Raw genomic sequence first — 10,095 nt, 5'->3', positions numbered from 1 at the left:
CCCGCGGCCGAGCACGGCGCGGACCAGCCCGGCGCCCTCCGCGATCATCGCCGCGTCCCAGCGCGTGCGGTCCTGCTCCGGCAGCGGGACCAGCTCCCCGTCGGGGCCGGTGCGCGCCGCCCGCCGCGCGTCCGTCAGCAGCATCAGCGCCAGCAGCCCCGCCACCTCGCCTTCACCCGGGATCAGCGCGCACACCGCCCGCGTCAGCCGGATCGCCTCCGCCGCCAGCTCGACGTCCAGCAGCTGCTCCCCGGACGTCGCCGTGTAGCCCTCGTTGAAGATCAGGTACAGCACCTGGAGCACCACGCGCAGCCGCTCCGGGAAGTCGGCGGGCGACGGCTCGCCGAACGTCGAGCCCGCCGCCGCGATGCTTTCCTTCGCGCGGGTGATGCGGCGCGTCATGGTCGCTTCGGGCACCAGGAACGCGCTGGCGATCTGCGCCGTCGTCAAACCGCCGACCGCACGCAGCGTCAGCGCCACCTGTGAGGGCGGCGAAACCGCGGGGTGGCAGCACAGGAACAGCAGCGTGAGCGTGTCGTCGGATTCCGGGGGCCGCTCTTCGCCGGGACCGGCGACGACGGCGGGCGGCTCGCGCACGGCGACCGTCTCTTCCCGGCGCCGCCGGGCGCTCTCACTGCGCCAGAGGTCGGTGAGCCGCCGGGTCGCGACCGTGATCAGCCAGCCGCGCGGGTTCTCCGGGATCCCGTCGGACGGCCACTGCTCGCTCGCCGCGAGCAGGGCCTCCTGGACGGCGTCCTCGCACGCGTCGAACTGCCCGTACCGGCGGACGAGCGCGCCCAGCACCTGCGGCACGAGCGGCCGCAGGACCTCGGCGACCCCGGTCACGCCATGGGGACTTCGGTTTCGGCGTCGGCGAAGAAGACGACCTCGCGCACCTCGATGCCGAGCCCTTCGATCGCGGCGTCGGGGATCATCGCCGCGAGCTCGACGGCGCGGTCCTTGCTCGCGCACTCCACGAGGTAGTAGCCGGCCAGGAACTCCTTGGACTCCAGGAACGGCCCGTCGGTCACCGCCGGCAGGCCCGAGCGCACCCGCACGACGGAGCTGTCGGCGACCGCGCCCAGCGCCTGCGTGTTGATCATCTCGCCGGATTCCCTGATCGTGCGGATGAAATCCTGGTGCCCGGTCATGATGGTGTCCATCTCGGCCTCGGAGAGGTTCGCCATCACGTCGGGGTTCAGGTACATCGCCAGCAGGTACTTCACGCCCGCTCCCTTCGTCCGTGCGGATGAACATAGCCGAGGCGGACGTCGCAACCGCGGAGTGGAGCCCCCGCGAGCCCGCCTGCCAGCCTGGACCCGGGCAGTCCCGGACCCCAGGAGGGCGGCAGCGATGGCCGACGTGTTCACGGACCTGCAGACCGAGACGGAGGCGCTGGCCGAACTGGCGGAACGCCACGGGTACGGTCCCGGCCCGAACATCACCGGGCACTTCGCCCGGTTGACGTCGACCGCGCGGCTGGTCCGGCTCAGCGTCGAAAACCCCGGTGCCTTCGGCGTCACCCCGCAGATCTCCTACGACTCGCTCGACGAGGCCATCCTGATCTGGCTGGTCGAGCAGCGGAAGGCGAACGCGCTGCTGGCGTCCGCCCCGCCGGAGCCGGAGCTGCCGTGGAGCGACGGCCCGCTGCGCCCGTCGGTCCTCGCCGCGGCCGTGCTGACCGAGGTGTTCGCCGGCGGCCAGGACATCGCCGACCTGTTCGGCGTCCAGCCCCGCCGCGACGACTCGATCGGCCACGTCGCCTACTACGGCGTCCGGACCAGGGACCGCGCCTACCGGCGCCACCAGGAGACGCCACCCGCGAAGCCGTTCCGCTTCGAGCTGGTGGCGCCGTCGGGAACCCGCTGGGACTTCGGCCCGGAGAACGCGACCGACCGCGTCACCGGCCCGGCGGAGGACTTCTGCCTGCTGGTGACCGGCCGCCGGTTCGCCGAGGACCTGGGCCTGACGTTCACCGGGCGGCACACCGCCGAATGGCTGGAACTGCTGGAGAGCTGACCGGCGTCACTCGAACGGGGCAGGATCGCCGGCACCGACGCGCAGGATCTCCGCCTCCCCCGAGGAGAAGTCCACGACGGTCGTCGGCTCCACCCCGCAGTCCCCCGAGTCGAGGACCGCTTCCAGGGCGTTGTCGAGCTCTTCCTTGATTTCCCAGCCCTGCGTCATCGGCTCGCCCTCGCCGGGCAGCAGCAGCGTGCTCGACAGCAGCGGTTCGCCGAGCTCGGCGAGCAGCGCCTGGGTGACGCGGTGGTCCGGGATGCGCACGCCGACCGTTTTCTTCTTCTCGTGCATCAGCCGCCGCGGCACCTCCTTGGTGGCCGGCAGGATGAACGTGTAGCTGCCGGGCGTCGCCGCCTTGATCGCGCGGAACACCGCGTTGTCGACGATGACGAACTGCCCGAGCTGCGCGAAGTCCTGGCAGACCAGCGTGAAGTGGTGCCGGTGGTCCAGCTTGCGGATGCTGCGGATCCGGTCGAGCCCGTCCCGGTTCCCCGGCCGGCACCCGAGCGCGAAGCACGAGTCGGTCGGGTAGGCGATCAGCCCGTCACCGCGGAGGATCTCGACGACCTGGCCCAGCGACCGCTTCTGCGGGTTCTCCGGGTGCAGGTCGAAATAGCGTGCCATGGCCCGAGCCTAGGGTCGCCCGCCCGGACCGGCACGGCGGGCCTCTCCCGCGACACGCCGGGCGCGTCTCCTAAGGTGCGGTTCCCGCGCCGAACGCTGGGCTCCCACCACGGCACCGCCGCACAATCCGCTGTGGGACCACAGCCAGGGAGGACGAGTCGTGACGGAGCTGACCGTGCCGGAGCTGGAACGCCCCCGCGTCGTCGCCGGGGCCGAGTACCTGTTCGAGGGTTCGCGGGGGCGCGTCTCGCTCGCCGAGTTGTTCGGCGGTCACCAGCGCCTGGCCGTGCACCACCCGATGGCCGACCACAGCGGACCCGCCGACCTGGTGCCCGCCGCCGACGTCGCGGCCGCGCTGGACGACCCCGGGCTGCGGCTGGTGCTGGTGTCCCGCGCGTCCTACGCCAAGTTCGCGCAGTACCGGCGGCACCTCGGGTGGGACGTCGCCGTGTTCTCGGCCGCGGGCACCCGGTTCACCGACGACTTCCCCGCGACCCGGCACATCCCCGGTGCCGCGGGCGGCGATTCGTGGGACGACGACGAGTCCGGGCTGAGTTTCTTCCGGCTCGACGGGGGTTCGGTGCTGCACACCGGGTCGGTCGCCGTGCCCCGCCTCGACTTCCTCGGCCTGCTCGCGCACGCGTTCGGGTTCCCGCCCGGAGCCGGCGGCCACTGACCCCTGTCAACCCCCTTTTTCCGGTGTCCGAACAGGTCGCCGGGACCGTTCCGCGCGCATTCGCACCGTTTTCGGCGCGCTCCCGTGAGTTAGGATCTACCGCACGCATGCACACCGCGCCCACGTTCCGGCTTCCCGAGCGGACCGGCCGCCACGCAGATTCCGAGGGGTTCGCAACCATGTCTCCGGTCGCCGCACTCGAGCCCACCGGGCGCTCAGCGACCGCCGAACCGCGCGGCACCACCGCGGCGGACCGGCGCCCCAGACTGGCCACGTACCTGGCCGCGGCCATCCTCGTCACCGTCATCGCCGGGTTCGGCGTGATCGGCGTGGTCAGCCTGCTGCCGTCGTCGATCGACGTCTGGCACGGTACGTACGCCATCGGCGCCGCGGCCGGGCTGCTGGGCATCCAGCTGCTGTGGTTCAGCCGGCCGGCCGCGCGGCTGGACGCGGTGACCAGCCGGGTCCTGCTCGCCGTCATGGTCGTGCTCGCCTACGTCCCCGTCGCGACCTTCGGTCTCTTCTGGGCGGACATGCCGGACTTCGTCGGCGGCGCGGTGCTGCTCGTGCTGCCGCCGAAGTACGCCTGGCCCTCGGCGGGCGCGGTCTGCCTCAGCATCGTCTTCATCTACTGGTACAACGACGCGGAGCCGCTGTCCGTGGTCTACAGCGCGTTCGCGGCGGTCTTCTACATCATCCTGTTCTACCTGCTGGCCCGGCTGCCCCGGATGGTCAACGAGCTCCACGAGGCCCGCAGCGAACTGGCCCAGCGCGCGGTCGCCGAACAGCGGCTCGCCTTCGCCCGCGACCTGCACGACCTGCTCGGGCTGAGCCTGTCCGCGATCGCGCTCAAGGGCGAGCTCGTGCACCGGCTGATGCGCAAGTCCGCGGACCGGGCCAAGGCGGAACTCGCCGAAATCACCGCGACGGCGCAGCGGACGCTGTCCGACGTGCGCGCGGTCTCGCACGGCTACCGCGAGCTGTCGCTGGAGAAGGAGTCCCGGACGGCCGAGTCGCTGCTGTCGGCGTCCGACATCGCCGTGCAGATCCACCTCGACCGGGGCGAGCTGCCGGTCCAGGCCGGGACGCTGCTCGCGCGAGTGCTGCGCGAAGGCGTCACGAACGTCCTGCGCTACAGCGAAGTCGAGCACTGCGAAATCGACATCCGGTACCACGACGGCAAGGTCACCCTCGAGATCGTCAACGACGGCGTGACGAGGGACGATCCCGTGCTCGCCCCGGACAGCAAGCTCTCGGCCCTGCCCGACGAGGTCGCCGCGCTCGGCGGCACGGCGACCGTGAAGGCCGACGCCGACGGGCGCTTCCGGCTCCGCGTCGAACTCCCGATACCCGACCGGACGGCGAGCACCGCCGCGCCCGAGACCGAGCGGCAGTCGGTGAGCCTGTCGAAGCGGGTGCGCTGGCTGCTGCCGACGGCCATGGCCATGATGGGCTGCGGCGCGACCGTGCACGCGCTCCAGCTGACCACCGACGCGTGGCAGGTGGCCCTGGTCGTCGGCTGCGTCGTGGCGCTGCTGGCGCTGCAGTTCTCGTACTTCAACCGGCCCTCGACCCAGCTGCGGTCGACGCAGAGCTACGGCATGCTGTTCGTCCAGGCCTGCCTGACCTACCTGCCGCTGCTGCCGCTGGGCCCGAACTGGGTCAGCGTGCCCGGGCTGCTGATCGGCAGCTCCCTGCTGGTCCTGCCGCCGGTGGCGGGCTGGGCGTTCTTCGCCGTCAACATCGCGGCCTACGCGGAGATCCAGCGGATTTCGGGCGCGAACATCACGTCGACGGTCTTCTACACCGCGGCCACCGTGCTGACCGGGCTGGCGGTGTTCGGGCTGCTGTGGCTGGTGCGGCTGGTCACCGAGCTCGACAGCACCCGGCGCCGGCTGGCCGAGATGGCGCTGGCCGAGGAACGGCTGCGGTTCGCCCGCGACCTGCACGACCTGCTCGGCATGAGCCTGTCCGCGATCGCGCTGAAGAGCGAGCTGACCGCGCGCGTGCTCCCCCTGGACCGCGACCGCGCCGCCGAAGAGCTGACCGAGGTCCTCGGCCTGACGCGGCAAGCTCTTTCCGACGTCCGGTCGGTCGCCAGCGGCTACCGCGAGCTGTCCCTCGACAGCGAGTCCCGCACCGCGAAGTCGGTACTGGCGGCCGCCGACGTCCGGGTGCGGATGGAGATGCTCGAGGACGACCTGCCGATGCCGGTGCGGACGGTGCTGGCCGTCGTGCTGCGCGAAGGCGTCACGAACGTCCTGCGGCACAGCCGGGTGGAGAGCTGCGAGATCGCCATGCGCCGCACGGGCGAGGGGATCTGCCTCGACATCGTCAACGACGGCGTCGAGCACGGCGGGAACGGGTCGGGCCCGGAGCCCGAGGCGGTCGAAGAACCCGCGGTGCCCGCACCGCGGGTCCCGGGTTCCGTCGTCGCGTCGCGGGAGACCTCGCCGGGCAGCGGGATCGGCAACCTGTCGCACCGGGTCGCCGACCTCGGCGGCGAGCTCACCGCCGGGGTCGAGCCGGACGGCCGCTTCCGGCTGCGCGCGGTCGTACCGGTCTGAACCACGGAAATACTGGTCTGTACCTCTTTGCCCGATCCGGCGGCCGTCAGAGCCAGCCGGACTCTTCGGCGATGCGGATGGCGTCGACCCGGTTGCGGGCGTTGAGCTTCGCGACGACGGTCGTCAGGTAGTTGCGGACCGTGCCGGCCGACAGGTACAGGCGCGCGGCGACTTCTACGGTCCCGTAGCCCTGCGCGGTCATCCGCAGCACGTCGAGCTCGCGGCCGGTGAGCGGGCAGTCCACCGTGTCCCAGGCGGCCAGCGCCAGGTCCCCGTCGACCATGCGGCGGCCCGCGAGGACCCCGCGGACGGCGTTGGCCAGCTTGTCCGGGGGCGCGTCCTTCAGCAGGAAGCCGCCGACCTTGGCGTCCAGGGCGCGTCTGAGCGTCCCCGGCCTGCCCAGGCTGGTCAGGATGAGGGTCCGGCACTCCGGGAGCTGTTCGTGCAGCTCACCGGCCGCGGTGAGGCCGTCCTTGCCCGGCAGGTCGATGTCGATGACCGCCACCTGCGCCTGCTTGGCCTTGGCGGTGGGCACTATCTCCAGCCCCGACGCGACCTCCGCGACGACCTCGATGTCGGGTTCCAGCCGCAGCAGGGCGACCAGCGCGCCCCGCACGATGTGCATGTCCTCGGCAACCAGCACTCTGATCACGGGTGCCTCCGCACTCACGATTCCCCAGAAGCTCAGTTAAACATTCTGCTTGACGAATCGGTTGCACCATTCGGGCACCACTTTGCCACCACTGCCGCGGAATACCCCGGGCCAGGTAAGTGCCAGGTTAAAAATACCGGTTCGCGACCGGACAGCTACCGGCCGTGACTGGCACACCGGCCGGGCTGTGGGTGACTTGCCGACCGGCGAGTGTGGACAGTCGGGTGCTCCACATGCGCCGAGCCGGCCACCGCGGACGCGGGAGATGTCCGTCGTGACCAGCTCAGCACCGTCGGGAACTGCACAAACACCGTCAGGCGGCTTCGAGCAAATCGACGCGGCAGATGCTGTTGAGCACCGGGCGGACGTCGGTACCGCCGTTGCCCCACTGTTCGAAGCGGTCGATCGCCAAGTCGGTCGCGGCCTTCTCGAACTCGATACCCATGTCGGCGAAAAGCGTGCGTACTTCAGCGGAAAACTGTGCGGACATTGTTGCTCCCCAGTGGCGAAGATGAATACTTCACGTGACATAAATCGTCGCTGAACGACGCAACGGCAGCCAGTGCCCGCATCATCGGGCGCCTGTGGCTTACACATGGTCCGTGCGGTTCCGAAGCGGACTCCGAACGGCCTAACAAGAAGTCGAAACCTGAGCGGATCACGCCGATTTCGTGACCAAGCGCGGTCGCGCGACTGCACTTCGCCATCACCGGCACGGGTGACACACGTCCGGTGCACGTCGGCTACCCGCTCGAAACCGGGGCAAACGGGGCATGTGCAAAACGCATGTCGACCACCGGTGAAATCCACGTCGACCGGTGCACAGAGCACTTAAGAAGTAGACGCCAACGGATCTACAGTTTTAGCCGGAATCAATTCCCGCACCGGGTGCCTTCGCCGGGAAGGCGATCGGGCGGCACTCCTCGACCGGAAGGACGGCCTACCATGGATGAGATCGTCCGGCAAGCTGTGGCACGAGCGATCGTGACCATGCGAGACAACCTGGGCGAGCGGCTCACGATCGACGACCTCGCCCGCGCGGCCATGTTCAGCAAGTTCCACTTCACCCGCGTGTTCCTGCGGGTCACCGGGCTCTCGCCCGGCCGGTTCCTCTCGGCCCTGCGGCTGGCGGAGGCGAAACGCCTGCTCGCGACCACCGTGATCTCGGTGGCCGACATCAGCCACCAGGTCGGGTACAACAGCGTCGGCACCTTCAGCGCGCGGTTCAGCGGCAGCGTCGGCATCTCACCGTCGGGCTACCGCCAGCTGCACGGCATGGCGCCGCGGATCGCCGACCGGCAGGCCGAGCCGGGCTCGGGCGCCACGGTGCGCGGGCAGCTGCGCCTCTCGTCGCCGGCCGACGTCGGGCCCGTGTTCATCGGGCTCTTCAGCGCCCGCATCGCCGAGGGCACGCCCGCCCGGCACGTAGTCGTGCCCGGTCCCGGACCGTACGCGCTGGCAGACGTCCCGCTCGGGTCGTGGTACGTGCTGACCCACGCCTTCGGCACGTGCGCGCAGGACGGCAACCAGGCACTGCGCCCGTTCACCGGACTCACCGGCCCGGTGCACATCCAGCGCGGCGTCACGGCGAGCCTGGCCGACGTGCGGCTGCGCCCGCGCCACGGCTTCGACCCGCCCGTCCTGCTGGCTCTCCCGGACCTGCGCCAGGCCGCCGTTTCGCGGTCGCTGGCGAGCTGACCGGACCACTGGGGATGTGCCGCCCGCGCGGGGAACGCGGGCGGCGTGGGGGGACTGGGGACGAACCCGCGGCCGTTCGGCCCAACGTGCCGACATCGGCCGCGGGATTGCAGGCACCCGCCTATCTCTGGTAAGTGCGCGGGAATTGAGGGGCATTCTCCCCCGGTGCGCGATCGGGGTTTCACTTCCGGGAAACTCCGGCGTCGTCGCGCAATGGCGTACAATTACTGTTCGGAGTCGTCGGACTGGGGTGCGAGGTACCGTCGTGATCAAGGTGTTGCTGGCCGAGGACATGCACATGGTCCGCGGCGCGCTCGTCGCCTTGCTGAACCTCGAATCCGACATCGAGGTCGTGGCCGAGGTGTCCACGGGGGACCAGATCCTGCCCGCCGCGAAGGCGGCCCAGCCCGACGTCGCGATCATCGACATCGACCTGCCGGGCAAGGACGGCCTCTCCGCCGCGATCGAAATCCACGAGAGCCTGCCGGACGTCCACACGCTGATCCTGACCAGCCTCGGCCGGCCGGGCACGGTGCGCCGGGCCCTGGACGCCAAGGTGAACGGCTTCCTGCTCAAGGACGCGCCGTCCGACAAGCTGGCGAACGCGGTCCGCTCGGTCGCGATCGGACGCCGGGTCATCGACAGCGAACTGGCGCTCGCCGCCTGGGAAACCGACGACTGCCCGCTGACCCCGCGCGAAATCGAGATCCTGTCGCTGGCCGCCCGCGGCCGCACGGTGGCCGACATCGCGTCGGAGCTGTTCCTGTCGGCGGGCACGGTCCGCAACTACCTGGCCGCCGTGGTGACGAAGCTGAACGCCCGCAACCGGGTCCACGCGATCCGCATCGCGACCGAAGCGGAATGGCTCTGACCGCCCCGGTCCCGGAAAGCGCTTTCGACGCGAGCTGAAGGGGACTTTCCCCGCATCGGATGCGGGGAAAGCTTCAGCTCGCGCGGGGGCGTTCCCGGCGTACCGAGCCGACCGGGATGGCCACCAGCAGGCGGTGGGTGCCGTCCGGGCCCACTTCGGTCGTCAACGTGCCGTTCATCGCCTCCACGCGGTCGCCCAGGTTGCGCAGCCCCGCCCCGGCGCCCTCGCCGCCGTCGGCCGCGCCGTTCGCGCCGTCGTTGACGATCTCCAGCCAGGCCGTGCCGTCCTCCGTGCTCACCGAAAACGCGCACCAGCTCGCGGTGCTGTGGCGCACCACGTTCGTCACGCCTTCGCGCAGCACCGTCCCCAGCGTCGTCGCCACCGGTGAGGGCAGCTCGCCGATGCCGGACCGGGCGACCGTCACGCGGGTGCCCGCCGCGCTCAGCACGTCCGCCGCCGCGCGGCACTCCTCGTCCAGCGACAGCTCGCGGTAGCCGGCCGAGATCGTGCGGACGTCGGCCAGCGCGCGCCGGGACATCACCAGCAGCTCGGCCAGTTCCGCTTTGGCCAGCTCCGGTTTGCCGGGCACCAGGCGATCCACGAGTTCACCCTTGAGGGTGATGGCCGAAAGGCTCAATCCCAGCAGGTCGTGGAGGTCGCGGGAAAACCGCATGCGTTCCTCGGCGATGGTCCGGCGCTTCAGCTCGCACACCTCCTTCGCCCGCCCGGCGACCACCCTCGCGGCCGTCCCGAGCCCGAACAGCGACAGCGCCGCCACGCCGGCCGACACCGCGCTCCCGAGCCCGGCCTCGAGCCAGCCGTCAGGCAAGCTCGGCACCGTCGAAACGACCCCGGCCACGACGCACGCCAGCAGCGCCCAGGGGACCGCCCTGGCCGGCGGGGCCACCAGCAGCAGGCCGCCGGCGAAGAACCCGCCCGCGGAGCTCCACGGCTCCCCCAGCGGCAGCAACGGCCCGAACCCGAG

The 10,095-nt window shown here is 71.0% G+C and carries 11 protein-coding genes; 5 read left to right on the top strand and 6 right to left on the bottom strand.

Annotated elements, in window-relative coordinates; all coding sequences use genetic code 11:
• A partial coding sequence (locus G3I65_RS03945) for an RNA polymerase sigma factor (protein ID WP_160694840.1) occupies nt 1-846 on the bottom strand: 846 nt, incomplete at its 3' end.
• Complete coding sequence (locus G3I65_RS03940) at nt 843-1,226, bottom strand: YciI family protein (protein ID WP_160694838.1); 384 nt, start codon at nt 1,224-1,226, stop codon at nt 843-845. The genes G3I65_RS03940 and G3I65_RS03945, both read right to left, overlap by 4 nt.
• A 127-nt stretch (nt 1,227-1,353) precedes the next feature.
• On the opposite strand from G3I65_RS03940, the gene G3I65_RS03935 reads away from it, so the two are divergent.
• The gene (locus G3I65_RS03935; RefSeq protein WP_160694836.1) at nt 1,354-2,019 is read left to right on the top strand and encodes a maleylpyruvate isomerase family mycothiol-dependent enzyme; all 666 of its coding nucleotides are present in this window, start codon (nt 1,354-1,356) and stop codon (nt 2,017-2,019) included.
• Between the two features lie 6 nt (nt 2,020-2,025).
• Here the strand turns inward: G3I65_RS03935 and G3I65_RS03930 are convergent, their stop codons facing one another.
• Nucleotides 2,026-2,646 (bottom strand): L-threonylcarbamoyladenylate synthase, encoded by a 621-nt coding sequence (locus tag G3I65_RS03930; protein ID WP_160694834.1) that lies wholly within the window; start codon nt 2,644-2,646, stop codon nt 2,026-2,028.
• Nucleotides 2,647-2,806: 160 nt separating this feature from the next.
• On the opposite strand from G3I65_RS03930, the gene G3I65_RS03925 reads away from it, so the two are divergent.
• A complete protein-coding gene (locus tag G3I65_RS03925; RefSeq protein WP_160694832.1) occupies nt 2,807-3,322 on the top strand; it encodes a DUF899 family protein in 516 nt (171 codons plus the stop codon).
• A gap of 179 nt (nt 3,323-3,501) precedes the next feature.
• On the top strand, nt 3,502-5,889 hold the full coding sequence (locus tag G3I65_RS03920) for a sensor histidine kinase (protein WP_160694830.1): 2,388 nt from the start codon (nt 3,502-3,504) through the stop codon (nt 5,887-5,889).
• A 46-nt stretch (nt 5,890-5,935) separates the two neighbouring features.
• On the opposite strand, the gene G3I65_RS03915 is transcribed toward G3I65_RS03920, so the two are convergent.
• Both G3I65_RS03915 and G3I65_RS56345 read right to left on the bottom strand, forming a co-directional pair.
• Nucleotides 5,936-6,541 carry a DNA-binding response regulator gene (locus G3I65_RS03915; protein ID WP_125314964.1) on the bottom strand — a complete coding sequence of 202 codons (606 nt, stop codon included), beginning with the start codon at nt 6,539-6,541 and terminating at the stop codon, nt 5,936-5,938.
• A 313-nt stretch (nt 6,542-6,854) separates the two neighbouring features.
• Entirely contained in the window at nt 6,855-7,031 is a 177-nt protein-coding gene (locus G3I65_RS56345) for a hypothetical protein (RefSeq protein ID WP_166639637.1), read from the bottom strand.
• A gap of 455 nt (nt 7,032-7,486) precedes the next feature.
• Between G3I65_RS56345 and G3I65_RS03910 the strand changes: the two genes are divergently transcribed.
• Together G3I65_RS03910 and G3I65_RS03905 are read left to right on the top strand one after the other, a co-directional pair.
• Entirely contained in the window at nt 7,487-8,239 is a 753-nt protein-coding gene (locus tag G3I65_RS03910) for a helix-turn-helix domain-containing protein (protein ID WP_160694828.1), read from the top strand.
• Between the two features lie 265 nt (nt 8,240-8,504).
• Nucleotides 8,505-9,110 carry a DNA-binding response regulator gene (locus tag G3I65_RS03905; protein ID WP_086860973.1) on the top strand — a complete coding sequence of 202 codons (606 nt, stop codon included), beginning with the start codon at nt 8,505-8,507 and terminating at the stop codon, nt 9,108-9,110.
• Between the two features lie 73 nt (nt 9,111-9,183).
• On the opposite strand, the gene G3I65_RS03900 is transcribed toward G3I65_RS03905, so the two are convergent.
• Nucleotides 9,184-10,095, bottom strand: a 912-nt coding sequence (locus G3I65_RS03900) for a sensor histidine kinase (RefSeq protein WP_160694826.1), incomplete at its 5' end; no start/stop codon positions are given.

The sequence above is a fragment of the Amycolatopsis sp. SID8362 genome (genome assembly GCF_010550475.1).
GTDB classification, from domain to species: domain Bacteria; phylum Actinomycetota; class Actinomycetes; order Mycobacteriales; family Pseudonocardiaceae; genus Amycolatopsis; species Amycolatopsis eburnea.
This window is presented reverse-complemented; position numbering and strand designations above follow the sequence as displayed.

Excerpts from the sequence above, each read along its gene's own strand:
- G3I65_RS03935 (WP_160694836.1), top strand. The coding sequence starts at position 1,354 with ATGGCCGACGTGTTCACGGACCTGCAGACCGAGACGGAGGCGCTGGCC.
- G3I65_RS03930 (WP_160694834.1), bottom strand. The coding sequence starts at position 2,646 with ATGGCACGCTATTTCGACCTGCACCCGGAGAACCCGCAGAAGCGGTCG.
- G3I65_RS03920 (WP_160694830.1), top strand. The coding sequence starts at position 3,502 with ATGTCTCCGGTCGCCGCACTCGAGCCCACCGGGCGCTCAGCGACCGCC.
- G3I65_RS56345 (WP_166639637.1), bottom strand. The coding sequence starts at position 7,031 with ATGTCCGCACAGTTTTCCGCTGAAGTACGCACGCTTTTCGCCGACATG.
- G3I65_RS03910 (WP_160694828.1), top strand. The coding sequence starts at position 7,487 with ATGGATGAGATCGTCCGGCAAGCTGTGGCACGAGCGATCGTGACCATG.